Below are 24,211 nucleotides of genomic sequence, written 5' to 3'. Positions count from 1 at the left end.
GAAAGGGATCAACGGACGTATGGCTTTCGAACCGCCGCAGCGGCTCGTCCGGGCGCTGGGCGAGAGTGATGACTGGCTCGGGCAGCTGCCCAAGATCATCCAGGAGGCGGCGGACCGCTGGGAGCTGGACGTCGAGCGGGTCATGGCGCCCGGTGGCCGGAGCGGTCTCGTTCTTCTCGTACGGCAGCCCGACGGCGCTCCCGCCACGCTGAAGGTCGCCCCGCCCTCGGCATCCCCCGGCCTGGAACGGGCGGCGCTCGCGCACTGGGACGGGTGGGGCACGGTCCGTCTGCTCGGCGCCACGGACGGCGCGCTGCTGCTCGAGCGGCTGCATCCGGAGGTCTCGCTGCGCTCGCTGCCGGAGGCGAAGGCGCTGCTGGAGGCGGCGGGGACGGTGCGGCGGCTGTGGGTCGAGCCGCCGGCGGACCATGACTTCGAGACGGTCGCCGAACGGACGGCACGGCAGGCCGAGGCGATGCGGGCGTTCGCGGAGCCGGGGTCGGCCGGGCTGGTCTCGGCGGCACTGGCCGTCCGCGACGAGCTCACGGCCGCGTCCCCCGAACTCCTGCTGCTCCACGGCAACTTCCGCCAGGGCAAGGTCCTCGCGGCAGACCGCACGCCCTGGCTGGCGGTCGGTCCCGAGCCCCTGGTCGGGGAACGCGCCTACGATCTGGCCCGCCTGGTTCGCGACCGCGTCGAGGACCTGATCGCCTCCGCGGCGGGCGCGTCGGCGGCACGCCGCAGGGTGAACAGACTCGCGGACTCCCTGGAGGTGGACGCGGACCGCCTGCGGGGCTGGACGCTGTTCAGGGCGGTGGAGTCGGGGACGCGGGCGATTGCCGCCGGACGGCGCCAGGAGGGCGAGCTGGCGCTGGAGTTCGCGGGCTGGTTGTAGCCCCCGGGGCTGGGCCGATTCAAGCCCCGCCGGCGATTGAGGCGCGGGGGTCCGGGGTGGAGCCCCCGCGCCGGGTCCGGGGCGGAGCCCGCAGGCGTCAGCCCCGGAGCCGCGCCACCGCCTCCGCCACCGTGAGCTCCTCGCGCTCGCCCGTCCGGCGGTCCTTCAGTTCCACCACGCCCTCCGACGCACGGCGGCCCGCCACCAGGATGTGCGGGACGCCGATCAGTTCGGCGTCGGTGAACTTCACGCCGGGCGAGACCCCGGGCCGCTCGTCGACCAGGACCCGCAGGCCCGCCGCCGCAAGCTGGTCCGCGACGTCGAGAGCCAGTTCCGTCTGGAGGGCCTTGCCCGCCGCGACCACGTGGACGTCCGCCGGGGCGATCTCCTGCGGCCAGCACAGGCCCTTGTCGTCCGCCGTCTGCTCGGCCAGGGCAGCCACCGCGCGGGAGACGCCGATGCCGTACGAGCCCATGGTCACCCGGACCGGCTTGCCGTTCTGGCCGAGTACGTCGAGCTGGAAGGCGTCGGCGTACTTGCGGCCCAGCTGGAAGATGTGGCCGATCTCGATGGCGCGGTCGAGCTTCAGCCCCGCCCCGCACTTCGGGCACGGGTCGCCGTCCTCGACCACGACCACGTCGAGGTAGTCGTCGACGGCGAAGTCGCGGCCCGCGACCACATTGCGGGCGTGCGTATCCGCCTTGTTCGCGCCGGTGATCCACGCGGTGCCGGGCGCGACCCGGGGGTCGGCGATGTAGCGGACCTTCTCCAGGCCCTGCGGGCCGACATAGCCGCGTACGAGATCGGGGCGGCCCGTGAAGTCCTCGGCGGTGACGAGCTCGACCTCCGCGGGGGCCAGGTGGTCCGACAGCTTGCCCAGGTCCACCTCGCGGTCGCCGGGCACGCCGACCGCGACGATCTCGCCGTCGACCTTGACCAGGAGGTTCTTGAGCGTGGCCGATGCCGGGACGCCCAGGTGCGCGGCGAGCGACTCGATCGTCGGGGTGTCGGGGGTGTCCAGCTCCTCGACGGGGCCGTGCTCGGCGGAGTCGGCAGCGGCGGCGGCGAAGGTCACGGCTTCCGTGTTCGCGGCGTAGTCGCAGGCGGGGCAGTAGACGAACGTGTCCTCGCCCGCCGCGGCCGGAGCCAGGAACTCCTCCGACGCCGAGCCGCCCATCGCACCCGAGACCGCCGACACGATGCGGTGCTCGAGCCCGAGACGCTGGAACGTCTTGATGTAGGCCTCGCGGTGCAGCGCGTACGACTCGGCCAGACCCTCGTTGGTCGTGTCGAAGGAGTACGAGTCCTTCATCTGGAACTCGCGGCCGCGCAGGATGCCCGAGCGGGGACGCGCCTCGTCGCGGTACTTCGTCTGGATCTGGTAGAGGATCACGGGCAGGTCCTTGTAGGACGTGCACTGGTCCTTGACGAGCTGGGTGAAGATCTCCTCGTGCGTCGGGCCGAGGAGGTAGTCGGCGCCCTTGCGGTCGTTGAGGCGGAACAGCTCCGCGCCGTACTCCTCCCAGCGGCCCGTCGCCTCGTAGGGCTCCTTGGGCAGCAGGGCGGGCAGCAGCACTTCCTGCGCGCCGATCGCGTCCATCTCCTCGCGCACCACGCGCGTGACGTTCTCCAGGACCTTCTTGCCCAGCGGCAGCCAGGACCAGATACCGGCGGCGTTGCGCCTGACGTAACCGGCGCGCACCAGCAGCTTGTGGCTGAGCGTCTCGGCGTCCGCCGGGTCGTCGCGCAGTGTCTTGACCATCAGACGGGACATGCGCTGGACCTGGGCCATGGTGAACTCCTGCTCGGAACGTGTGATGAGCAGGAGGTTAGCCGGGGCGCACCGGCAGGCGGAAATCAGTTCTCGCGCAGCAGCGGCACAGGGGCGCCCATCACGGCGTACGGACTGGGCGCACTCGGGCTGCAATTCCCGGGGGACAACCCCCGGACCCCCGGCAGGGCCGGCTCACCCCCGAACCAGCGGCAGCGGGGCGCCCATCACCGCGTACGGACTGGGCGCACTCGGAAATATCACCTGGCGCGCGAGGTCCTGGTAGCCGAGCGCGCGGTACAGGCCGCGGGCCGGGCTCTCGACGTCGATCGCCGAGAGAATCGAGCGCGGCTGCTTGACGCTGTCGGTGATCGTGGTGATCAGCGAACGGCCGATACCCCGCCCCTGGAAGCCCGGGTGGACATGGAGTTCGGTGATCACGAAGGAGTCGTCGAGCCAGCTGTCGGTGCCGTTGCGGCGCAGATACGGCTCGACGACGGTGGACCACCAGTGGGTGCGGTTGTTGGGCATGCCGTACACGAAACCGACGAGGCGTCCCGTTTCCGTCAGCGCACCGAGCGCGCACGCGCCGGGGTAGAGGAGATGCCGGTAGACGATATGGCGGCGCACCTCGACCTCGTCGGCGCTGAGCCCGAACGCAAGGGCCTGCACCCCGAGGGCTTCGTCGATCCGCGCGGAGAGATCGACCGGCCCGATCACAACGCTGGGGGTGTGCGGTCCACCGCCTGAAAGTGCTGCCATGCGCGAACCCTACTTGCCGTGGCTCGCGGTCAGAACAGCACGCTCATGAAGGCGCCGACCTCGCGGAAGCCGACCCTTCGGTACGCCGCTCTGGCTGCGGTGTTGTAGTCGTTGACGTAGAGGCTGACGACCGGAGCGACGTCCGCGAGTGCGTAGCGCAGCACGGCCGCCATGCCGGTCACGGACAGCCCGTGACCGCGGAACTCCGGCGCCACCCAGACGCCTTGGATCTGGCAGGCCTCGTTGGTGGCCGCGCCGATCTCGGCCTTGAAGACGACCTGGCCATCGTCGATGCGGGCGAACGACCGTCCCGCGCCGACGAGTTCGGCGACGCGGGCCTGGTAGAGCAATCCGCCGTCGCCGGCCATCGGCGAGATGCCGACCTCTTCGGTGAACATCGCCACGCAGGCCGGCATGATCACGTCCAGCTCGTCCTTGTGGATGCGGCGGACGTACGGGTCGGGCTCGATGCCGTCCGGGATCTGCTCGGTGACCATCAGCGGCTGGTGGCCGCGCACGTCCCTGGCCGGGCCCCAGCTCGGCTCCAGCAGACGCCACAGCTCGGACGTGGACTCGGCGGGGCCGACGATGGAGGAGCAGCGGCGGCCGGTTCTGCGGGCCCGGTCGGCGAAGGCGCGCACGGCCTCGGGGGTGGCACAGATGGGTACGAGATTGGCGCCGGAGTAGCAGAGCGAGCGAAGCCGCCCGTCCGCGTACCAGCCCCACATCTCGCCGCCGAGGCGCCAGGGGTCGAGTCCGGCTACCTGGACTCGGGACGTGACGAATGCGTTGGCGACGGGCTCGCTCTCGAGGATGGCGAGCGCTGCGCCGAGGTCACTGGGTTCGAGGACCCGGGTGGTGGTCTGCGTCAACACGAGGGGGCCTCACCATACGGTCTGCTGGTCTCCGAACTGTACCTGCCAGGTCCAGAGGCTGCCGAGCTCACAGCAAGGCCCCGCTGAACGCCTGGGCGTACAACGGGGCCGGTACGCATGTGTCAGCTGACGGAGACCTCGGGCTCGCCCGAGAGGACGCCGTCCTTCTCCATCTGCTCGGCGATCTTCATCGCCTCTTCGATGAGGGTCTCGACGATCTTCGACTCGGGGACCGTCTTGATGACCTCGCCCTTCACGAAGATCTGGCCCTTGCCATTGCCGGAGGCGACACCGAGGTCGGCCTCGCGTGCCTCGCCCGGGCCGTTGACGACACAGCCCATGACGGCGACGCGCAGCGGCACCTCCATGCCCTCCAGACCGGCGCTGACCTGGTCGGCGAGCTTGTAGACATCGACCTGGGCGCGGCCGCAGGAGGGGCAGGAGACGATCTCCAGGCGGCGCTGCTTGAGGTTGAGGGACTCCAGGATCTGGATGCCGACCTTGACCTCTTCGGCGGGCGGGGCGGAGAGCGAGACGCGGATGGTGTCTCCGATGCCCTCCGAGAGCAGCGCGCCGAAGGCGACGGCGGACTTGATGGTGCCCTGGAAGGCGGGTCCGGCCTCGGTGACGCCGAGGTGGAGGGGGTAGTCACACTGGGCGGCCAGCTGCCGGTAGGCGTTGACCATCACGACCGGGTCGTTGTGCTTGACCGAGATCTTGATGTCGCGGAAGCCGTGCTCCTCGAAGAGCGACGCCTCCCACAGCGCGGACTCGACGAGCGCCTCGGGCGTCGCCTTGCCGTACTTCTTCAGCAGCCGCGCGTCCAGCGAGCCCGCGTTGACGCCGATCCGGATCGGGGTGCCGGTCTCGCCCGCCGCCTTGGCGATCTCCTTGACCTTGTCGTCGAACTGCTTGATGTTGCCCGGGTTCACCCGCACCGCAGCGCAACCGGCGTCGATCGCCGCGAAAACGTACTTCGGCTGGAAGTGGATGTCCGCGATGACGGGGATCTGCGACTTCCGCGCGATGGTGGCAAGCGCGTCGGCGTCGTCCTGCGTGGGGCACGCGACCCGCACGATCTGGCAGCCCGAAGCCGTCAGCTCCGCGATCTGCTGCAGCGTCGCCCCGATGTCCGAGGTCCGCGTGGTCGTCATCGACTGCACCGACACGGGCGCATCCCCGCCGACGGCCACCGAGCCGACCTGGATCTTGCGGCTGACCCTCCGGTCGGCGAGCTTGGTCGGAACGGACGGCATTCCGAGAGAAATTGCAGTCATCTGCTGTGCAACCCCAAGGTGTGGATCGAGGTCCCGAGATCGGCGGGCTCCAGGCTCCGAGATTACGGCACGGAGGTTGACCCGAGCACATCGCAAGGGAAACGCCACCCAAAGGTGAACGACCGGACACAAAGGGTGTCCGGTCGTCACCAAACGGCATCACTCAGCTGATTTTGACGGGATTGACGATGTCGGCGACCAGCACGAGCAGGGTGAAGCAGATGAAGATGCCCGCCACGACGTAGGCGACCGGCATCAGCTTGGCCACATCGAAGGGGCCGGGGTCGGGACGCTTGAACAGCCTGGCGAGATTCCGGCGTACGGACTCCCACAGCGCGCCCGCGATATGCCCGCCGTCCAGCGGCAGCAGCGGCAGCATGTTGAACAGGAAGAGCGAGAGGTTGAACGTCGCGAGCAGCATCATGAACGTCGCGATGATGCTCTGCGTCGGGACGTCCAGATTCAGCACCTCACCGCTGATGCGCGCCGCTCCGACCACGCCCACCGGGGAGTCGGCCTTGCGCTCGCCGTCCGAGAAGGCCGCGTTCCACAGGTCGGGAATCTTCGACGGGAGCGCGACGATCGACTCGACGCCGTTCTGGATCATGTCGCCCATGCGGTCGACGGATGCGCCGAAGGAGAGCGGAAGGATCTCGGTCTTCGCGGCGAAGCCGAGATAGCCCGCAGGGACGAACTTGCCGGCGACGACCTGGCCGTCTGCGTCCTTCTTGGCCACCATGTTCTGGGCGAGCTTGGCGTTGAGCACCTGCTGCTCACCGTCCCGCTGGACGGTGATGGTGGCCGGGCCGATCGTCTCGCGGATGCGGTTGGACAGCGTGGTCCAGTCGGCGACGGGCTGTCCGTTGAAGGCGACGATCTTGTCGCCCACCTTCAGGCCCGCGGCCTGGGCGGGCGAGACCGGGTCGCCCTTCTTGCAGGCGTCACGGTTCTCGCTCTGCGAGATGACGCACTTCTGCACGCCCGCGACCTCGGTGGTCTGGGTGGCGAACCCGTAGGCCATCGAAACGCCGAGGAAGATCGCGACGGCGAGGACCAGGTTCATGAACGGTCCCGCGAACATCACGATCACGCGCTTCCACGGCTTGCGCGTGTAGAAGAGACGGTTCTCGTCGCCGGGCTTGAGCTCCTCGAAGGCCGCCGAGCGGGCGTCCTCGATCATGCTGCGGAAGGGCGAGGTGGACCTCGCCTCGATCCGGCCGTCGTCACCGGGCGGGAACATCCCGATCATGCGGATGTAGCCGCCGGCCGGGATGGCCTTGATCCCGTACTCCGTCTCGCCCTTGTGGCGGGACCAGATGGTCGGGCCGAACCCGACCATGTACTGCGGCACGCGGATGCCGAAGAGCTTCGCCGTCGACAGATGGCCCAGCTCGTGCCAGGCGATGGAGATCAGCAGGCCCACAGCAAAGAGAGCTATGCCGATGACCGTCAACAGAATCGTCATGCGTGAGCCTCCGCTGTTGCCTTCACTGCCAGTTCCCGGGCCCGCGCCCGGGCCCAGGTCTCCGCTTCCAGGACGTCGGCCACCGTGAGCGAGGTTCCCCTGGCGGGCACACCGTGCTCGGTGACTACTTCGGTGACCGTATCCATGATTCCGTTGAACGGCAGCCGCCCTGCGAGGAAAGCGTCCACGCACTCCTCGTTCGCGGCATTGAACACCGCCGGTGCCGTACCGCCCAGCTCCCCCACATGCCGGGCGAGCCCGACCGACGGGAAGGCCTCGGTGTCGAGCGGGAAGAACTCCCAGGTCGAGGCCTTGGTCCAGTCGAAGGCGGGCGCGGCGTCCGGGACCCGCTCGGGCCAGCCGACGCCGATGGCGATCGGGCCGCGCATATCGGGCGGGGTGGCCTGGGCGATGGTCGATCCGTCCGTGAACTCCACCATGGAGTGGACGTAGGACTGGGGGTGGACGACGACCTCGATGCGGTCGAAGGGGATGTCGTAGAGGAGATGCGCCTCGATGACCTCAAGACCCTTGTTGACCAGTGTGGCGCTGTTCACCGTGATCACCGGGCCCATGGCCCAGGTGGGGTGCGCGAGGGCGTCCTTGGGGGTGACATCCGCCAGCTCGGCGCGCGTACGGCCGCGGAAGGGGCCACCGGAGGCCGTCACGACGAGCTTGCGCACATCGGCTCTCGTCCCGGCCGCCAGCGCCTGGAACAGGGCGGCGTGCTCGGAGTCGACCGGGATGATCTGGCCGGGCTTGGCGAGGGCTTTGACCAGCGGCCCGCCCACGATGAGCGACTCCTTGTTGGCGAGGGCGAGGGTGCGGCCTGCTTCCAGGGCGGCGAGGGTGGGCGCGAGGCCGATGGAGCCGGTGATGCCGTTGAGCACGGTGTGGCAGGCGGAGGCGGCGAGCTGGGTGGCCGCGTCGGGTCCGGCCAGGATCTCGGGTACGGGTTCGGAGCCGTACTGCTCGGCCAGCGCCTCGCGCAGTGCGGGCACGACGTCCTCGCGGGCCACCGCGACAGTGTCGACCCGCAACTGCCGCGCCTGCTCGGCGAGGAGTCCGACCCGGCCGCCGGCTGCGGAGAGCGCGGTGACACGGAAGCGGTCGGGGTTGCGCAGAACCAGGTCGATGGCCTGGGTGCCGATGGACCCGGTGGAGCCAAGGACGACGATGTCCCGGCGGCCTTCGGTCGCGTCGAAGGCGAGATGCGGGTCGGCGAGGGGGGATGGGCTGTCGCTCATCCCCCCATTGTGGCCGCTCCACCTGTCCGACTGGACAGTGCGTCCCTACGCGCCGGTGTTCGAGCCCGCCCGGAACTTCTCCCACTGGGCCTTCATGACCTCTTCGGGCACTCCTCCGATGTCCTTGGTGCCGATGATCTCGGCGCGGAAGGAGAGCGTGGTGGAGCCGGAGCGGACGACGGTCAGGTACTCGTACAGCTTCAGCTTCCCCTTCACATCGAGGACGGTGAAGCGGTACGCCCTGGCCTCGTCGCCGAAGGCGGGCGCCTTGACGGGCTCCACCCTGAGGTACTTCGCCTTGGCGATGGCCCGCTCCTCGGTGAATCCGGCTGCGCACCGGCTCCCGGCGGCCCCGAGTGACCTCATGACGGCGGCGGCCTCACCCTTGGCGTACGAGCGCAGTTGCACAGTGACGCTGGGCCCGGTCCACTCGTCGAGGACGTCGAGCCCGCGGTTGACCTCGGCGGCGGGGTCGTGTGCGGTTGCGCCCTTGGCGAGGCTGACGAGGGGCTGGCAGTCGGCGGGATCGGCGGTGTAGTCCTCACCGAGCGGGGAACCGAGGTCGTACTCGGACGCGGTGTACGCGCCGACCTTGTCTCCATCGGTGAACGAAACGGCCTTGAGCTGCGCCTCGGTGAGGGCCTTGGCGACGACGGCAGTGGGTTTGTCGTCGGACTTCTTCTCCTTGGCGCCGTCGCACGCGCCGATCCCGCCGAGGACGACCGCCACAAGGGCGGCCGTCCGCTGTCGGACACTCCGATTCCCTGCCCCGAACATCCCTGCCCCGTTTCCGTGTTGACCGTGATCCGTGATCAGAGGTCGATTGTGGGGCAGGGGTGCCGGAGCGGTCGAGTGCGTGCCTCTCTTTGCTCAGCGGATCGGGCGGTGGACGTTGGTCCGCTCGGACGGGCCCGGGGTCGCGTCGGCGATCCAGGGGCCCTCGCCGCTCGGATCGACGATGCCCTGTTCGAGCCAGGTGTACGTACCGGACAGGACGCCGTCCACGACCTTGCGGTCCAGGTCGTCGGTGTTGGACCACAGGCGCGTGAAGAGCTCCTCGACGCGGATGCGGGACTGGCGGCAGAAGGCGTCGGCCAGTTGGTGCGCCTCGCGGCCGTGGTCCCCGGTGGTGCTCAGCAGTTCCGCCCGTACGCAGGCCGCGCTCATCGCGAACAGCTCGGCGCCGATGTCGACGATCCGGCCGAGGAAGGCCTGCTTGGTCTCCATCCGGCCCTGCCAGCGCGACATGGCGTAGAACGTGGAGCGGGCCAGCTTGCGGGACGAGCGCTCGACGTAGCGCAGATGAGTCGCGAGATCGCCGAACTCGGAGTACGAGCGCGGGAGTTGACCCGGCCCTGTCACCAGCTTGGGCAGCCAGCGGGCGTAGAACCCACCGGCGCGCGCGCCCGCCTTCGCCTTGGCCGACAGGGGCTTGTCGGGGTCGATGATGTCCCCGGCCACGGCCAGGTGGGCGTCGACCGCCTCGCGGGCGATCAGCAGGTGCATGATCTCGGTCGAGCCCTCGAAGATGCGGTTGATGCGCAGATCGCGCAGGATCTGCTCGGCCGGTACGGCGCGTTCGCCGCGCGCCGCCAGCGAGTCCGCCGTCTCGAAGCCGCGGCCGCCGCGGATCTGGACCAGTTCGTCGGCGATGACCCAGCCCATCTCAGAGGCGAAGAGCTTGGCCAGCGCGCCCTCGATACGGATGTCATTGCGGTCCTCGTCGGCCATCTGGCTGGACAGGTCGAGCACCGCTTCCAGGGCGAAGGTGGTCGCCGCGATGAAGGAGATCTTGGTGCCGACCGCTTCGTGCTTGGCGATCGGCTTGCCCCACTGCTCGCGCGCCACGGACCACTCTCGGGCGATTTTCAGGGCCCACTTGCCGGCCGCGACGCAGGAGGCGGGCAGCGAGAGGCGGCCCGTGTTGAGCGTGGTGAGGGCGATCTTGAGGCCGGCGCCCTCGGGGCCGATGCGGTTCTCGGCGGGGACCCGGACCTGGTGGAAGCGGGTCAGGCCGTTCTCGATGCCGCGCAGCCCCATGAAGGAGTTGCGGTTCTCGACGGTGATGCCCTCCGAGCCGGCCTCGACTACGAACGCGGTGATGCCGCCCTTGTGTCCCTCGCTCTTCGGCACCCGGGCCATGACGACCAGCAGGTCGGCGACGACGCCGTTGGTGGTCCAGAGCTTGACCCCGTCGAGGACGTACGAGTCCCCGTCGGGCACGGCCGTGGTCGCCAGGCGTGCCGGGTCGGAGCCGACGTCGGGCTCGGTGAGCAGGAAGGCGGAGATGTCGGTGCGGGCGCAGCGGGGGAGGAACCGCTCCTTCTGTTCCGGGGTGCCGAACATCTTCAGCGGCTGCGGTACGCCGATCGACTGGTGCGCAGAGAGCAGCACGCCGATGGCGGGACTGGCGGACCCGGCAAGGGCCAGCGCCTTGTTGTAGTACACCTGGGTGAGGCCGAGACCGCCGTACTTCGTGTCGATCTTCATGCCGAGCGCGCCGAGCTCCTTGAGCCCGTTGATCACCTCGTCGGGGATCCGCGCCTCGCGCTCGATCAGCGCCCCGTCGATCTTCGTCTCGCAGAAGTCGCGCAGTTTGGCGAGGAATGCCTCGCCCCGCCGGGTGTCCTCCTCGGGGGGCGTGGGATGCGGATGGATCAGATCGAGCCGGAAGCGGCCGAGGAACAGCTCCTTGGCGAAGCTCGGCTTGCGCCAGTCCTGTTCGCGTGCGGCCTCGGCGACCTGTCGTGCTTCGCGCTCACTGACCTTCGGAGGCTGGGAGTGGGGCTGGGACTGGGTCTTGTCGAGTGGTGCGGACATGAGGCTCACCTCGCCGCGAGTCGGGAATCCGGGGGCGTCGGCCGGGGCGGGGATCGCCTTTACCGACCGGTGCTACTCGTCCGTAGTACCCGATTCCTCACCCGTCCACCAGTCTCAGTACCGCAGTGGAGGGAACTGCCCGCCAGAACGGCAACGGCCGGAGCCCCCGCACAGTGGGCTCCGGCCGTCGGTCTTGTACGCGTACGGGTTACAGCGCGAGGCCCGTGAGGACAAGCACCCGCTCGTACGTGTAGTCGTCCATCGCGTAGCGCACGCCCTCGCGGCCCACGCCGGACTGCTTGGCGCCGCCGTACGGCATCTGGTCCGCGCGGTACGAGGGGACGTCGCCGATGATCACGCCGCCGACCTCGAGGGCACGGTGGGCGCGGAAGGCGGTCTGCACGTCGTGTGTGAACACACCTGCCTGCAGGCCGTACTTGGAGTCGTTGACCGCGCCGAAGGCCTCGGCCTCGCCGTCGACCTTCGTGACCGTCAGGACGGGTCCGAAGACCTCCTCGCAGGCCAGCGTGGTGTCCGCGGGGACGTCGGTGAGGACGGTCGGCGCGTAAGAGGCACCGTCGCGCTTGCCGCCGGCGAGCAGCTTCGCGCCCGCCTGCACCGCCTCGTCGACCCAGGACTCGACGCGCTTGGCGGCGTCCTCGCTGACCAGCGGGCCGACGTCGGTGGCGGAGTCGGACGGGTCGCCGGTGACCTGGGTCTCGACGGCCGCGACGATCTTCGGCAGCAGCCGGTCGTACACCGCGGCGTCGGCGATCACACGCTGCACGGAGATGCAGGACTGGCCGCCCTGGTAGTTGGAGAAGGTGGCGATACGGGTCGCCGCCCAGTCCAGATCCTGCTCGCTCGCCCAGTCGCCGAGGACGACGGCCGCGCCGTTGCCGCCCAGCTCCAGGGTGCAGTGCTTGCGCGGCACCGAGTCCATGATCGCGTAGCCGACCTTGTCGGAGCCGGTGAAGGAGATGACCGGCAGGCGCTCGTCCTTCACAAGGGCGGGCATCTGGTCGTTCGGGACCGGGAGCACGGACCAGGAGCCCGCGGGAAGCTCGGTCTCGGCGAGCAGCTCGCCGATGATCAGGCCGGAGAGCGGGGTGGCCGGAGCGGGCTTGAGGATGATCGGCGCACCGACCGCGATCGCGGGGGCGATCTTGTGGGCGCAGAGGTTCAGCGGGAAGTTGAACGGCGCGATACCGAGGACGGCGCCCTTGGGGAAGCGGCGGGTCAGCGCGAGACGGCCCTGGCCGCCGGCGTCCGTGTCGAGGCGCTGGGCCTCGCCGCCGTTGAAGCGGCGGGCCTCCTCGGCGGCGAAGCGGAAGACGGAGACGGCACGGCCGACCTCGCCGCGGGCCCACTTCACGGGCTTGCCGTTCTCGGCGGAGATCAGCTGGGCGATCTCCTCGGTGCGCTCGACGAGCCGGCGCGACACATGGTCGAGCGCGGCGGCGCGTACATGGGCCGGGGTGGCCGCGAACTCGTCCCGCACAGCGTGCGCGGCGGCCACGGCCTCCTCGATCTGGGCCTCGGTCGGGACCGAGACCTGGCCGACGAGGCGTCCGTCCCAGGGGGAGGTGACGTCGAAGGCGGTCTCGCCGGTGGCCTGACGGCCGGCGAGCCAGAAGGCGTGGGTGGAGGTCATGTCCCGGCCCTTCCGAGATAGATGGGGTTGTCTCTGCCCCACGGTAGGGGCGGAAGAGCGCGTCGGCGTTTGTCCGGGGTGGAGTGGTGGACGCGGCGTGTCCGCCGCTTTGGCCAGTGAACGGGTTCGTGGTGAGCGTGGGCCAGGGGGCGTTGGCGGTTGCTGTCCGGTGGGTGGTGTCGCGGGCGAACTGCGACTGGGTGACGTGGTTCGCCCGCGCCTCAATCGCCGGCCGGGCCGGAAAACTAGCGGCGGCGTTCCGTCGAGACGATCAGGCAGACCCCCGCCACGACCACCGCGCCGCCGAGCGCGATCGGCCAGGTCAGCTGCTCGTTGAGGATCAGAGAGCCGAGGAGGACCGCGACGACGGGGTTGACGTACGCATAGGTCGCGACCAGGGACAGCGGCGCTGAGTGCAGCAGCCAGGCGTACGCCGTGAACGCGACGAGCGAGCCGAAGACGACGAGATAGCCGAGCGCCGTCCAGGAGCGGCCGGATACCTCGCCGAGCGAGAAGCCGTACTGCTCGCCCCTGCCGAGGCCCACCAGCGCACAACCGATGCCGCCCGCGACCATCTCGTACGCGCTCGCCGCGAAGGGATTGGCGGGCATCGGGATGCGCGAGGACGAGAACGAGCCCACCGACCACATGACGGTCGCCACGATCACGGTGAGGACGCCCCACAGGCGTACGTCGCCGCTGAGGCCGGGGAGGGTCAGCACCGCGAGACCCGCGAGGCCGAGCAGCACGCCCAGATAGGCGCCGAGGCCGGGCCGCTCGCCGAAGGCCCTGCGCAGCACGACCACCCAGGCGGGCACGACGGCGATCAGCAGGGCGGCGAGCCCGGAGGGCACGGAGGTCTCGGCGAGTACGACGAGTCCGTTGCCGCCGAGCAGAAGCATCAGGCCGACCACGGCGGCCGAGGCGAGCTGGACGCGGGTGACCTTGAGTGCAGAGGGCCCCTGCCGCCAGGCCACGAGCCCGGCGAGGATCAGGCCCGCCAGGATGAAGCGGGCTCCGGCGGAGAGAAAGGGCGGCATGGTCTCGACGACGATGCGGATGCCGAGGTAGGTGGAGCCCCAGACGACGTACACGATCGCGAGCGCGCCCCAGACGGCTCCGGATATCCGGCTGCGGGGCGGGCCAGCCGCAACGGCGTCGGAGGTGTCGGAGGCGGAGGTGCCGGCCTCGGGGGTGCTGGAGTTGGTGGCCACGAGGCAGGACCCTAGGCACTTTCGCCAGCAAGTTCCAATGATTTTGCCCGACTTCGGGCACGGAAACGGAAGAATCTCTCGCGCCGGCCCTCTACTCCGTCGCCGTCTACTCCGTGACCGGGCCCGCCGTCGTCTTCAGCGCCAGCCACAGCTCCATACGCACATCCGGGTCGTCCAGCGAGCGTCCGAGGATCTCCTCGACCCGCCGCATCCGGTAGCGCAGCGTATGACGGTGCACGCCGAGGTCGGCAGCCGCCGCGTCCCACTGACCGTGGCGCGAGAGCCAGGCACGCAGCGAGGCGACCAGATCGCCCCTGCCGGTCGCGTCGTGCTCGTACAGCGCGCGCAGCATGCCGTCCGCGAAGGCGCGCACAGCGTCGTCGGCGAGCAACGGCAGCACCGAACCGGCGGCCAGCTCCTCGTGCTCGACCAGCGCGCGGCCGCGCCTCCGGGCCACCGAGAGCGCCTGTTCGGCCTGTTTGTACGCGCCCGCGGCCGCTATCGGTCCCGTCGGCGCCGAGAGCCCGACGACCACCTCGGCGTCCTCGGCCTCCTTGTCGCCGTACGCAGCCGTGCAGGCGGCGACGACCGCGCCGCCGTCGGCCGCGAGCACCACGAGACGGCCGTCGATGTCGGGGACGACGAGCAGGGGCTCCGCGGCACGTGACGCCGCCGCCTCCAGCGATTCGGCGAAGGCCTGGAGCGGAGGCTCGGCGGTCGGGTCCGGCTCGCCCGCGAACTCGGCGATCAGCAGCCGGAACGGCGCGTCGAGCAGCCCGCCGTACAGATCACCGGCGACGGCGCGCGCATGGTCCTGCTGGCCGGAGAGCAGCATGCGCAACACCGCGGCGCCGAGGCGCTGTTCCGCCGCCTGGAGCGATCGCGAACGCTCCGTGGTGAGGGTCAGCAGGGCCACGGCGGAGTGCACGGCGTACCGCTCGGCCGTGCCGAGCGGGGCTCCCGTGCCCACGGCCAGGGCGCCGCGGACCCGCCGTCCGGTGCCCAGCGACTGCAGTTCGACCCGGTCGTCGTCGGTGTCGCCGACCACCGCGCTCGCGGGCGCGGGCCGCTCGCGCAGCCGCTCCACGTCGGCGGTGAGCCGGGCCGCCCGGCGCGCGGCCCATTCCGGGGCCGCGGCGATGACCGCGCCGGACGCGTCGTACAGCGCGGCCCAGCCGTCGACGGTCGCGGCGAGCCGGGCCACGACAGCGGCCGGGCCCTCGGCGAGTGCGGCCCGCGTCAGCTCGCGCTGGGCCTCGAAACCGGCCGTGACCGCGCGGTACTGGTCGGCCGCGATCGCCGCCGAGACCGCCTTGCTGATGGCGAGGAACGGCGTGCGCCGCGGTACGGCGAGCAGCGGAAGGTCCTCCTCCTTCGCCGCCTCGACCAGCGCGTCCGGGATGTCCTCGTAGTAGACGCCGACGGCGAAGCCGAGCCCGACGACACCCGCGCCCACCAGCCTGCGTACGTACCGGCGCATGGCCTCCCGGTCCTCGGCGTCCAGGGTCATCGCCGTGACCAGCAGCAGCTCGCCGCCCTCCATGTACGGAACGGGGTCGGCGAGCTCGCTGACATGCGCCCAGCGCACGGGCGTCTCGAGCCGGTCCTCACCGGCGCGCACAGTGAGTTTGAGCGCCGAGTGCTGGACGAGCGAGGCGAGCGTGGGCGGCATGGGACCGGTGGCCCTTCCAGCAGTGGATGATTTCGCCGTCCCGTATGAACGGCGTACATCGATTCTGCCAGGGCGTAGCAGTGCCGGGCTCGGCTCAGGTGCGCAGATCCACCAGAAGGGGCGGTGCGTGCTCGCCCCGTACGGTCGTCAGCGAGAGGACCGCGTGCCCTGCGGGAACGGCGTGGGCCAGGTCGGATGCGGACCAGCGGGCCCGCTCGACCTCGCGGACCGTGACCGCCTCGGTGGTGGGGGCCTTTCCGGTGACCAGGCGGCGCATCATGTGCAGCGCCTTGGTGAGGGGCTCGTCGGAGATGATCTGCCGGTTGGTGACATCCCGGGTCTGCACCCATTCGGTGCCCCAGGTCTCGGCGAAGCGGCCGCCGTCCCAGGGGGCGAGCCCGGCGAAGGCCATCCGGCAGCCGACCGCGCCGAGCAGCGGGCCGCGCAGGGGCTCCGGCACGTCCTCGAGGGTGCGCAGCGCGAACAGCACGCCCGCGTTGGCCGAACGCAGCCGCTGGACCGCGCGCACCGAGTCGGCCGTCACGGTGTTCGTCGCGTCGTCGAGGACGAGAGCGGCGAACAGCGAGCGGTCCGAGCGGGTCAGCGCGGCCTCCGTGAACTGGGCGAGGACCAGGCGCGCCACGATCCGCGATGCCTCGGCGTGGCCGCGCTCGGGCAGATCGATACGGACCCGCAGCGGGTGCTCGATGGCGCGCAGCGAGAACTGCCGGCCGGTGCCGTCGGTACGGAAGAAGCTCGCGAACGCGGGCCGGTCCAGGAAGGCGATCCGCTCGGCGAGCAGCACGCCGATGTCGTCGGAGCGGGCCGACTGCCGTTCGCGGGCGTCCAGTTCACGCAGCTGAGCGGCGGCTCCCGCATCGCCCGCCGCCTCCAGGGCGGTGCGCAGCGCGTCGAGAGCGGCGGGCGCGCCGCCGAGCAGCTCACGCAGCTCCGGCACGGCGGGGAAGTGCCCGTGGACGCACTGATACGGCCCGATCAGCTGCGCCAGCGCGGTGGCGGCGCGCCTGCTGTCGCCGCCGGGAAGGGTGGCGGCGAGATCCCCGACGAGCGCCTCGGCGAGCACCCGGGCGGCCTCGTCGGGGTCGTCGGCGCCGCCGTAGAGGTCGAGGTCGTGGGTGGAGTCGGGCCGTCCGACACCGATGACGAGATCGAAGGCGTCGTCGGGGGCGAGCCCGGTGCCGTACGCCGTGACGGCGACGACGGCGGCGCGGTTCGCGAGCGCGAGCAGACACATGGACTCGACGACGGGCCGCACGAGCCGCACGCTCTTGCCGGACCCGGAGGGGCCGACGGCGAGCAGGGAGGTCCCGAGGAGGGCGGGTTCGAGGGCGACACCGGTGGTGCGGCGGGCGTAGGGGTTGCGCGCGTCGTCGACGGCGGTGCCGATCTTGACCTGGGCGGTGGCCAGATCGTGGGTGGCGGTGCGCACGGGCAGATCGCGTACGCCGGAGGGATGCGCGCAGGCTGCCGCGCCGTGCTTGCGCACGGTCTCGGTGAAGGCGGCGAGCCGGTCGGGCCGGGCGTGGACGCCCTGCCAGGCACGCCGGATCCGTGCGTAGTCGACATCGCCGAGCGAGCCGGAGCGGGTGGCCTCGGCGAGGCTCTGCGCCGCGTCGGTCAGCCCCGCTGAGCGCAGGTCTGGCCAGTCGGCGGGGTCGGCCTCGGGGGGCGGCAGTGGTGCGGTGACCGGCTTGTCGGTACGGCGCACATAGCGCTGCCAGATCTCCGGCACATGACCGATCCGGGCGAAGAACACGAGCAGGGCCCCGCCGACGATCGCGTAGTAGATGTAGCTGGCGGTCGCCCAGGTGGGCGGGTCGGAACGCCAGGAGTCGGGGGTCAGGACGAGCAGCGGCCAGATCCAGTAGCGGCCGAGGTAGCCGTTCCACAGGAGTGACCACAGCAGCCAGCCGCTGAGCAGCGCGATGACGGCACCCGCGAACAGACGCCGGGCCGGGACGAGCTCGGGCTCCTCCTCGGGCCGGGCGCGGTGGCCGAGCCGCCAGATTCCGGGCTCGGCGGCCGGGCGGGGTGTGCGCAGCCAGTCGACGACGGCGGGGCGGGTGGTGGGGGCGTGGCCGGGGATGGCGGGGATCCCGGGCACGACGGGTGGCCTCGCGGGCCGTGGCACGGGATTGGACCGTGTGCCGCGTGCGTCGAATGTGCCTTCGGAATCCATGAACTGCTGCCCCCTGACCAGCCAGGCCCGCTCTGTGCACCCGTCAATCTAGTGCCCCGCCGTGGGTAGTTCAGTGGTTCGCCTCGCCCCGTGTGGGCTCGTGTGGTCTCTGCCGGGGGTCCGGCGGGACCGGTCCCCGCCCGCCCCGCCTATGTCCGGCACGGACAACGACACACCCCCAACACTCCCGAACGGCGCATGCCCGCCCCCCTCCCCCGCGCCTAGCCTGCGGAGAAAGAGAAGTAGCGTCCAAAGCACCCCCAGGAGCCCCTCATGACCGCAATCCCGCAGGAGCGCCGCGTCGTCACCGCCATTCCCGGGCCCAAGTCGATCGAGCTGCAGGCCCGCCGTACCGCCGCGGTTGCCGGCGGTGTGGGGTCCGTGCTGCCCGTCTTCACCGCCCGCGCCGGCGGCGGTGTCATCGAGGACGTGGACGGCAACCGCCTCATCGACTTCGGGTCCGGCATCGCCGTGACCTCCGTCGGCGCCTCCGCCGAGGCCGTCGTACGCCGTGCCTCCGCGCAGCTCGCCGACTTCACCCACACCTGTTTCATGGTCACGCCGTACGAGGGGTACGTGGAGGTCGCCGAGGCCCTCGCCGAGCTGACCCCGGGCGACCACGAGAAGAAGTCCGCGCTGTTCAACTCCGGCGCCGAGGCCGTCGAGAACGCCGTCAAGATCGCCCGTGCCTACACCAAGCGCCAGGCGGTCGTCGTCTTCGACCACGGCTACCACGGCCGCACCAACCTCACGATGGCGCTGACCTCCAAGAACATGCCGTACAAGCAGGGCTTCGGGCCGTTCGCGCCCGAGGTCTACCGGGTGCCGGTGGCGTACGGCTACCGCTGGCCGACCGGCGCCGAGAACGCCGGTGCCGAGGCGTCCGCCCAGGCCATCGACATGATCAACAAGCAGATCGGCGCCGACAACGTCGCCGCGATCATCATCGAGCCGGTCCTCGGCGAGGGCGGCTTCATCGAGCCCGCCAAGGGCTTCCTGCCCGCCATCGCGCAGTTCGCGAAGGACAACGGCATCGTCTTCGTCGCGGACGAGATCCAGTCCGGCTTCTGCCGCACCGGCCAGTGGTTCGCCTGTGAGGACGAGGGCATCGTCCCCGACCTGATCACCACGGCCAAGGGCATCGCGGGCGGTCTGCCGCTCGCCGCCGTGACCGGTCGCGCCGAGATCATGGACGCCCCGCACGCGGGCGGCCTCGGTGGTACGTACGGCGGCAACCCGGTGGCTTGCGCCGGTGCGCTCGGCTCCATCGAGACCATGAAGGAGCTCGACCTCAACGGCAAGGCCAAGCGCATCGAGGAGGTCATGAAGGGCCGCCTCACCGCAATGGCCGAGAAGTTCGACATCATCGGCGACATCCGCGGCCGCGGTGCCATGATCGCGATCGAGCTGGTCAAGGACCGGGACACCAAGGAGCCGAACGCGGCCGCGACCGCCGCGCTCGCCAAGGCCTGCCACGCCGAGGGTCTGCTCATCCTCACCTGTGGCACGTACGGCAATGTGCTGCGCTTCCTGCCCCCGCTGGTGATCGGCGAGGACCTGCTCAACGAGGGTCTGGACATCATCGAGCAGGCCTTCGCGGGCGTGTGACCGGCACCGGAGCGGCGACTGACGGAGGCGAACGGTCGGGGCCTGTGAAGACTCTGTGGGGGGCCGATGGCGGGATGGAGATCCGACTGTCGGCCCCCCGGCCCCTGCCGTACGGTTTCTGCAGATGAGAGAAACACCCCGCTCGCAGGGGACTGCGGGCGATCCCAGGTCGGAGCCTCCCCAGCTGCGTCCTGGTCGTGCCCTCGCGCACACCACTGGAGCCTCTGGCTCCGGAACTCCTCACCGATCGGATGGCCGCCCGCCCCAAACCCCCCGGGGCGCGCGGCAAACCGGTCCGGCCGGCCCCCTCGGAACCACCCCCCCTGTTCCGAGGCGGCCGGCTTTTCCTCTTGTGGCGCTCGGAGCGCTCCACGCCCTCGTCTTCGCGGTGGTCACCCGGCAGGTGGCCGTCGGCGGACGGCTGCGGTCCCTGGACGAACGCATCGAGCACAGGATCGTGGGGCACGGGCCCAGGCGGCTGACGGATCTGATGGCGGACCTCGGCAATATGGAGGTCGCGCTGCCGGTGCTGGCCGCGGCGATCGCGTACGCCCTGTGGCAGCGCCGACGCCGCGAGGCCCTGTACGCCGCGCTCGCCATGGCCGCCGTTCCCCTGCTCGTCTCGCCCCTGAAAGCCCTGATCGACCGGCAGGGGCCGCTCACCGAAGCGGTCGGCTACTACCCGTCGGGCCACACGGCGACGGCGATGGTGGCGTACTGCGGCGCCGCCCTGCTCGTATCCGTACGGCTGATGCCCGTCGCCGTCCTGCTGACGGTGGCGACGGGCATCGGCCTCGTGCTGCGCGGCTACCACTGGCCCCTTGATGTGCTGGGCAGTTGGTGCCTGTGCGTGATGCTGCTGCTGATCAGCTCCACGGGTATGCGTCGAAGTTCTTCGAGAACTCCCACTGGTTGTAGCGGTCCCAGTTGATCGACCAGGTCATGAGGCCGCGCAGGGACGGCCAGCTGCCATGGGTCTGGTACGAGCCGCAGTTGGTCTTCCTGGTCAGGCAGTCGAGCGCCTTGTTCACCTCGGCGGGCGAGGTGTGGCCGTTGCCCGCCTGGGTGGACGCGGGCAGTCCGATCGCCACCTGATCGGGACGCAGGGCCGGGAAGACCTTGGTGGTGTCGCCGGCGACGGGGAAGCCGGTCAGCAGCATGTCGGTCATGGCGATGTGGAAGTCCGCGCCGCCCATGGAGTGGTACTGGTTGTCCAGACCCATGATCGAGCCCGAGTTGTAGTCCTGGACGTGCAGCAGCGTGAGGTCGTCGCGCAGGGCGTGGATGACCGGGAGGTACGCGCCCGCCCGCGGGTCCTGTCCGCCCCAGGGGCCCGAGCCGTAGTACTGGTAGCCGAGCTGCACGAAGAAGGTCTCCGGCGCCATGGTGAGCACGAAGCCGGCGCCGTACTTCGCCTTGAGGGTCTTGACCGCCGAGATCAGATTGACGATCACCGGCGAGGTCGGGGAGCGGAAGTCCGTGTCGCCGGTGTTCAGCGACAGGGAGTGGCCCTCGAAGTCGATGTCCAGGCCGTCGAGTCCGTACTCGTCGATGATCTTCGAGACCGAGGAGACGAAGGTGTCACGGGCGGCCGTGGTGGACAGCTGCACCTGACCGTTGGCACCGCCGATGGAGATCAGGACCTTCTTGCCCGCCGCCTGCTTGGCCTTGATGGCGGCCTTGAAGTCGGCGAGGGATTCGACGTTCGGGCACTCGGAGGCCGGGCAGAGACTGAAGCGGATGTCGCCCGATGTGACCGAGGTGGGTTCGCCGAAGGCGAGGTTGATGATGTCCCAGGAGTCGGGCACGTCCGCCATGCGCGTATAGCCGGAGCCGTTGGCGAAGCTGGCATGCAGATAGCCGACGAGGGCGTGGGCGGGGAGGCCGGTGCCGGGGTTGCCGCCGCCGCTGGTGGTCGTCGCGCCGACGGCGGCGGACTTCGGGGACTCTCCGGCGCTGTTCGTCGCGGTGACCTGGAAGCTGTACGAGGTGGAGGCGGTGAGTCCGGTGACGGTGGCCGAAGTCCCGGTGACGGCAAGGACCTTGGTGCCGCTCCGGTAGATGTTGTAGCCGGTGGCGCCGGAGACGGGGGACCAGCTCAGCGGCACTGAGGTGGAGCTCGGGGATCCGGCGGTCAGGCCGGTGGGGGCGGCCGGTATCTGGATCGGATCGCCGCCCGGGCCGAGCAGGGAGATGTCGTCGGCGGTGTAGGCGGGGGTGCCGTACCAGCCGTGGGTGTAGATCGTCACCGAGGTGGTCGACGCGCCCGTGCGGAAGGTCGTCGAGAGCTTCTGCCAGCTCGGCGCGGAAGCCGTCCAGGTGGAGACGTCGGTCGTGCCGGTGCCGGATGCGCCGAGGTAGACATAGCTGCCCTGGACCCAGCCGCTGAGCGTGTAGTCGGAGTTGGGCTTGACCGTGACGGTCTGGCTGCACTTGGCGTTGTCACTGCCCGCAGGTGTGGCCTTGAGTGCGGAACTTCCGCCGTGGACCGGTGAGTTGACGACAACGCCGCTGCCCGCCGTACAGCTCCAGCCGTCGAGACCCGTCTCGAAGCCGCCGTTGCGCGCGAGTTCGGTGTCGGCCGCTCCGGCCGAGGTCGCCGTGGCAACGAGTCCGCTGATGGCGAGGGCGGCCGCCGAAAGGGCGGCCAAGAGTCTGGTGCGGTCCACAACTGCCTCCGGGCATGGGGGGATTGAGGGGGAGCGCGCTCAACATGGTCCAGACCAATGTGGTTGTCAAGACCTCTGGCAGCGCCCGGGCCCCTCACTCCCCCGCGTCGCGCGCGATTCCCGCCGCCGCCTCGTGCATCGCCAGCTCCAGCAGCGAGGGATCGTTGAGCGTGCCGGAGCCGTCAGGGGCGATCAGCCAGCGCGCGACTCCACCGGCCCGTCCCGGGTACGGGACGACGATCAGGTGCCCAGGCCCGCGCTGCGTACGCCCGTGCCGACCCAGCGTCCGGCCGTGCCCGGCGGTACGAAGAAACCCATGCGCGCATCGCCGAAGTCGGCGAGCACCGGTCCCGGCCGGTCGACCAGCCGGGTCAGTACGTCGAGAGTCGGATAGCCCAGTTCGCCCGGCAGGATCAGCACGTCCCAGCGCCGGCCGGCGGGCAGGAGCGCGACCCCGAGGGGGTTGCGCTCCCACTCCCACCGGCAGGCGTCCGGGTCCGGTGCCACCGACGCCAGCCACTCCACCGCGGTCTTGGCCCCCGAGCCAGTCATTGCCCCGGCCTCCATTCCGTGTACGCAGACGGTGCGTTCACTCGGGGAGAGCGGGGTGGGCGCGAAGGATTACGCGGGTTCTGACTACCAGTTGGCAGTGAACTGCGTAACTTCTAGCTGTCGAAGCCCAGGCCGAGCCTGTCCATCGCCTTCAGCCACACATTGCGACGGCCGCCATTGGCGTCAGCCCTGGCCAGCGCCCATTTGGTGAGACCGATACCGGCCCACGCGACCGGCTCGGGCGGGAACGGCAGCGGCTTGCTGCGCACCATCTCCAGCTCCGTGCGCTCGGTCGGCTCGCCGGAGAGGAGATCGAGCATGACGTCCGCGCCGAAGCGGGTCGCGCCGACGCCCAGACCCGTGTACCCGGCGGCGTAGGCGACCTTGCCGCCGTGGGCGGTCCCGAAGAAGGCCGAGAAGCGCGAACAGGTGTCGATGGCACCGCCCCAGGCATGGCTGAAGCGCAGCCCCTCCAGCTGCGGAAAGCAGCGGAAGAAGTGCTCCGCGAGCTTCAGATAGGTCTCGGGCCGGTGGTCCATCTCGGCGCTGACCTTGCCGCCGTACGGATAGATCGCGTCGTAACCGCCCCAGAGGATGCGGTGGTCTGCGGTGATCCGGAAGTAGTGGAACTGGTTGGCGCTGTCGCCGAGTCCCTGCCGTCGCTTCCAGCCGATCGCGGAGAGCTGCTCAGGGCTGAGCGGTTCGGTCATCAGGGCGTAGTCGTAGACCGGGACGGTGTACGAGCGCACCCGCTTGACCAGGGACGGGAAGACATTCGTGCCGAGCGCGACATGGCGTGCGAAGACGCGGCCGTAGGGGGTGCGGACCGCCATCCCCGCGCCGGACGAGGCGAGTTGCCGGCCGGTGGTGTTCTCGTAGATCCGGACGCCGAGGTCCTGGCACGCCTGCTTGAGACCCCAGGCGAGCCGGGCGGGGTGCAGCATCGCGACACCGCGCCGGTCCCACAGGCCGCCGAGGAAGGTCGGGGAGTTCACCTCGGCCCTTACCGCGTCCTGGTCGAGGAGTTCGAGGCCGGTGAAGCCGAGCCGTGTCGCCTCCTCGTACATCTCCCGGAGCTCTTCGAGCTGGTGGGGCTCGGTGGCGACGTCGATCTCACCGGTGCGCTCGAAGTCGCAGTCGATGGAGTACCTCTCGACCGCGGCCTCGATGGCGTCGAGATTGCGTTCGCCGAGCTCCTCCAGCTTCACCATGTCCCCCGGCCAGCGGGCGAGTCCGTTGCCGAAGCCGTGGGTGAGGGATGCGGCGCAGAAGCCGCCGTTGCGGCCCGAGGCGGCCCAGCCCACCTCGCGCCCCTCGATCAGTACGACGTCCCGCCCGGGGTTTCGCTCCTTGGCGAGCAGCGCGGTCCACAGTCCGCTGTATCCGCCGCCGACGACGAGGAGGTCGCAGTGTTCGTCGCCGGTCAGTGCCGGCAGTGCGCCGGGCTTCGCGGGGTCGTCCAGCCAATAGGAGAGGGGCTGGGCGTCGGAGAGTGATGAGGCAAAGGTCATGGCAGCTGGGGCCATGGTT

Annotated in this window: 17 protein-coding genes and 1 pseudogene; 3 read left to right on the top strand and 15 right to left on the bottom strand. The window is 70.5% G+C overall.

The annotated features are described in order from the left end of the window. Positions 1–19: 19 nt before the first annotated feature. Complete coding sequence (locus ABZS64_RS17815) at positions 20–895, top strand: aminoglycoside phosphotransferase family protein (protein ID WP_355829918.1); 876 nt, start codon at positions 20–22, stop codon at positions 893–895. A gap of 97 nt (positions 896–992) precedes the next feature. Here the strand turns inward: ABZS64_RS17815 and ABZS64_RS17810 are convergent, their stop codons facing one another. The 12 genes from ABZS64_RS17810 to ABZS64_RS17755 form a co-directional block, all read right to left on the bottom strand. Further along, entirely contained in the window at positions 993–2,687 is a 1,695-nt protein-coding gene (locus ABZS64_RS17810; protein ID WP_355829915.1) for a proline--tRNA ligase, read from the bottom strand. Between the two features lie 174 nt (positions 2,688–2,861). Beyond that, a complete protein-coding gene (locus tag ABZS64_RS17805) occupies positions 2,862–3,428 on the bottom strand; it encodes a GNAT family N-acetyltransferase (RefSeq protein WP_355829912.1) in 567 nt (188 codons plus the stop codon). A 29-nt stretch (positions 3,429–3,457) separates the two neighbouring features. Then, complete coding sequence (locus ABZS64_RS17800; protein ID WP_355830014.1) at positions 3,458–4,300, bottom strand: GNAT family N-acetyltransferase; 843 nt, start codon at positions 4,298–4,300, stop codon at positions 3,458–3,460. Positions 4,301–4,425: 125 nt separating this feature from the next. Further along, positions 4,426–5,580 carry a flavodoxin-dependent (E)-4-hydroxy-3-methylbut-2-enyl-diphosphate synthase gene (ispG, locus tag ABZS64_RS17795; RefSeq protein ID WP_355829909.1) on the bottom strand — a complete coding sequence of 385 codons (1,155 nt, stop codon included), beginning with the start codon at positions 5,578–5,580 and terminating at the stop codon, positions 4,426–4,428. A 163-nt stretch (positions 5,581–5,743) separates the two neighbouring features. Further along, positions 5,744–7,045 carry a site-2 protease family protein gene (locus ABZS64_RS17790; protein ID WP_355829906.1) on the bottom strand — a complete coding sequence of 434 codons (1,302 nt, stop codon included), beginning with the start codon at positions 7,043–7,045 and terminating at the stop codon, positions 5,744–5,746. Beyond that, positions 7,042–8,292 carry a 1-deoxy-D-xylulose-5-phosphate reductoisomerase gene (gene dxr / locus ABZS64_RS17785; protein ID WP_355829903.1) on the bottom strand — a complete coding sequence of 417 codons (1,251 nt, stop codon included), beginning with the start codon at positions 8,290–8,292 and terminating at the stop codon, positions 7,042–7,044. Before dxr ends, ABZS64_RS17790 begins: the two co-directional genes overlap by 4 nt. Before the next feature lie 45 nt (positions 8,293–8,337). After that, positions 8,338–9,021: a hypothetical protein gene (locus ABZS64_RS17780; protein WP_355829901.1), complete on the bottom strand. Its 684-nt coding sequence runs from the start codon at positions 9,019–9,021 to the stop codon at positions 8,338–8,340. A 141-nt stretch (positions 9,022–9,162) separates the two neighbouring features. Beyond that, positions 9,163–11,112 (bottom strand): acyl-CoA dehydrogenase family protein, encoded by a 1,950-nt coding sequence (locus ABZS64_RS17775; protein WP_355829898.1) that lies wholly within the window; start codon positions 11,110–11,112, stop codon positions 9,163–9,165. 208 nt (positions 11,113–11,320) lie between these two features. Then, complete coding sequence (locus ABZS64_RS17770) at positions 11,321–12,766, bottom strand: aldehyde dehydrogenase family protein (RefSeq protein WP_355829895.1); 1,446 nt, start codon at positions 12,764–12,766, stop codon at positions 11,321–11,323. A gap of 245 nt (positions 12,767–13,011) precedes the next feature. Next, a complete protein-coding gene (locus tag ABZS64_RS17765) occupies positions 13,012–13,893 on the bottom strand; it encodes an EamA family transporter (protein WP_355830011.1) in 882 nt (293 codons plus the stop codon). Between the two features lie 193 nt (positions 13,894–14,086). Next, on the bottom strand, positions 14,087–15,652 hold the full coding sequence (locus ABZS64_RS17760; protein ID WP_355829892.1) for a PucR family transcriptional regulator: 1,566 nt from the start codon (positions 15,650–15,652) through the stop codon (positions 14,087–14,089). A 94-nt stretch (positions 15,653–15,746) separates the two neighbouring features. Continuing rightward, on the bottom strand, positions 15,747–17,852 hold the full coding sequence (locus ABZS64_RS17755) for an ATP-binding protein (protein ID WP_355829889.1): 2,106 nt from the start codon (positions 17,850–17,852) through the stop codon (positions 15,747–15,749). Between the two features lie 273 nt (positions 17,853–18,125). Between ABZS64_RS17755 and gabT the strand changes: the two genes are divergently transcribed. After that, positions 18,126–19,460 carry a 4-aminobutyrate--2-oxoglutarate transaminase gene (gene gabT, locus ABZS64_RS17750; RefSeq protein ID WP_355829887.1) on the top strand — a complete coding sequence of 445 codons (1,335 nt, stop codon included), beginning with the start codon at positions 18,126–18,128 and terminating at the stop codon, positions 19,458–19,460. Positions 19,461–19,584: 124 nt separating this feature from the next. Next, positions 19,585–20,391, top strand: coding sequence for a phosphatase PAP2 family protein (locus tag ABZS64_RS17745; protein ID WP_355829885.1), 807 nt, complete (start codon positions 19,585–19,587; stop codon positions 20,389–20,391). On the opposite strand, the gene ABZS64_RS17740 is transcribed toward ABZS64_RS17745, so the two are convergent. The 3 genes and pseudogenes from ABZS64_RS17740 to ABZS64_RS17730 form a co-directional block, all read right to left on the bottom strand. Continuing rightward, on the bottom strand, positions 20,327–22,129 hold the full coding sequence (locus ABZS64_RS17740) for a glycoside hydrolase family 18 protein (RefSeq protein ID WP_355829882.1): 1,803 nt from the start codon (positions 22,127–22,129) through the stop codon (positions 20,327–20,329). The genes ABZS64_RS17745 and ABZS64_RS17740 overlap by 65 nt on opposite strands. A 94-nt stretch (positions 22,130–22,223) precedes the next feature. Beyond that, positions 22,224–22,681: pseudogene (locus tag ABZS64_RS17735) on the bottom strand (hypothetical protein). A 113-nt stretch (positions 22,682–22,794) separates the two neighbouring features. Beyond that, positions 22,795–24,207 (bottom strand): FAD-binding oxidoreductase, encoded by a 1,413-nt coding sequence (locus ABZS64_RS17730; protein WP_355829880.1) that lies wholly within the window; start codon positions 24,205–24,207, stop codon positions 22,795–22,797. Positions 24,208–24,211: the final 4 nt, after the last annotated feature.

It is taken from the genome of Streptomyces sp. NPDC005408 (assembly GCF_040606445.1).
In the GTDB taxonomy this organism is placed as follows: domain Bacteria; phylum Actinomycetota; class Actinomycetes; order Streptomycetales; family Streptomycetaceae; genus Streptomyces.
The sequence above is the reverse complement of the archived record's forward strand: the minus strand, read 5'-3'. Positions and strand labels throughout refer to the sequence as shown.

What these genes read in the sequence shown, in the direction of transcription:
- gabT (WP_355829887.1), top strand. Translation starts at nt 18,126, where the DNA reads ATGACCGCAATCCCGCAGGAGCGCCGCGTCGTCACCGCCATTCCCGGG.
- ABZS64_RS17745 (WP_355829885.1), top strand. Translation starts at nt 19,585, where the DNA reads ATGAGAGAAACACCCCGCTCGCAGGGGACTGCGGGCGATCCCAGGTCG.
- ABZS64_RS17810 (WP_355829915.1), bottom strand. Translation starts at nt 2,687, where the DNA reads ATGGCCCAGGTCCAGCGCATGTCCCGTCTGATGGTCAAGACACTGCGC.
- ABZS64_RS17730 (WP_355829880.1), bottom strand. Translation starts at nt 24,207, where the DNA reads ATGGCCCCAGCTGCCATGACCTTTGCCTCATCACTCTCCGACGCCCAG.
- dxr (WP_355829903.1), bottom strand. Translation starts at nt 8,292, where the DNA reads ATGAGCGACAGCCCATCCCCCCTCGCCGACCCGCATCTCGCCTTCGAC.
- ABZS64_RS17815 (WP_355829918.1), top strand. Translation starts at nt 20, where the DNA reads ATGGCTTTCGAACCGCCGCAGCGGCTCGTCCGGGCGCTGGGCGAGAGT.
- ABZS64_RS17805 (WP_355829912.1), bottom strand. Translation starts at nt 3,428, where the DNA reads ATGGCAGCACTTTCAGGCGGTGGACCGCACACCCCCAGCGTTGTGATC.
- ABZS64_RS17760 (WP_355829892.1), bottom strand. Translation starts at nt 15,652, where the DNA reads ATGCCGCCCACGCTCGCCTCGCTCGTCCAGCACTCGGCGCTCAAACTC.
- ABZS64_RS17775 (WP_355829898.1), bottom strand. Translation starts at nt 11,112, where the DNA reads ATGTCCGCACCACTCGACAAGACCCAGTCCCAGCCCCACTCCCAGCCT.
- ABZS64_RS17770 (WP_355829895.1), bottom strand. Translation starts at nt 12,766, where the DNA reads ATGACCTCCACCCACGCCTTCTGGCTCGCCGGCCGTCAGGCCACCGGC.
- ispG (WP_355829909.1), bottom strand. Translation starts at nt 5,580, where the DNA reads ATGACTGCAATTTCTCTCGGAATGCCGTCCGTTCCGACCAAGCTCGCC.
- ABZS64_RS17755 (WP_355829889.1), bottom strand. Translation starts at nt 17,852, where the DNA reads ATGGATTCCGAAGGCACATTCGACGCACGCGGCACACGGTCCAATCCC.
- ABZS64_RS17790 (WP_355829906.1), bottom strand. Translation starts at nt 7,045, where the DNA reads ATGACGATTCTGTTGACGGTCATCGGCATAGCTCTCTTTGCTGTGGGC.